This is a genomic window from Pseudomonas sp. P1_A1 (assembly GCF_056406935.1).
The window spans coordinates 1-879 of sequence record NZ_JBFTZE010000044.1; the positions used below are offsets into that span (position 1 = coordinate 1).

Genomic DNA, 879 nt, shown 5'->3' on the forward strand with positions numbered 1-879 from the left:
GCTCCAGGTGGCGGTGGCATTGTGATCGATGTCGGTCGAGCTGAACTGGCCGCTGACGCTGAGGATGCTGTCTTCCTGCACCGCACCGGCATCATTGCCCGACGCGAAGCTGAGCACCGGCGCATCGTTGCTGCCGGTGACAGTGACGGTCACCTGCTGGGTGTCGATGCCACCGAGGCCATCACTGACCTGCACACTGAACACTTCGTTATGGCTCTCGCCGGCCTGCAACGATTGCACGGCACTGGCGACGCCATTGGTGCCGTTGGCCAGGGTGTAAGTCCATTGGCCCGTGCTGTCGACGACGATCGAGCCGTAGGTTCCAGTTGCCGAGCCATTGATGGACCAGGTGGCAGTGGCTGCATGGTCGATGTCGCTCGAACTGAACTGGCCGCTGACGCTAAGCGTGCTGTCTTCCTGCACGGCACCGACATCGTTGCCCGATGCGAAGCTCAGCACCGGCGCGTCGTTGCTGCCGGTGACAGTGACGGTCACCTGCTGGGTGTCGACGCCACCGAGGCCATCGCTGACCTGGATGTTGAACACTTCGTTGTGAGTCTCGCCGGCCTTCAGCGACTGCACGGCACTGGCAACGCCATCGCTGCCGTTGGCCAGGGTGTAGGTCCACTGGCCCGTGCTGTCGACGGCGATCGAGCCGTAAGTGCCGGTTGCCGAGCCATTGATCGACCAGGTGGCGGTGGCCGCATGGTCGATGTCGCTCGAGCTGAACTGGCCGCTGACGCTGAGGATGCTGTCTTCCTGCACCGCACCGGCATCATTGCCCGACGCGAAGCTGAGCACCGGCGCATCGTTGCTGCCGGTGACAGTGACGGTCACCTGCTGGGTGTCGATGCCACCGAGGCCATCACTGACCTGCAC

The 879-nt window shown here is 63.7% G+C and carries 1 protein-coding gene; it reads right to left on the bottom strand.

The window, feature by feature from the left end; all coding sequences use genetic code 11:
* The coding region (locus AC1D2Q_RS29485) for a VCBS domain-containing protein (RefSeq protein WP_477815539.1) at positions 1 to 879 on the bottom strand (879 nt) is incomplete at both ends.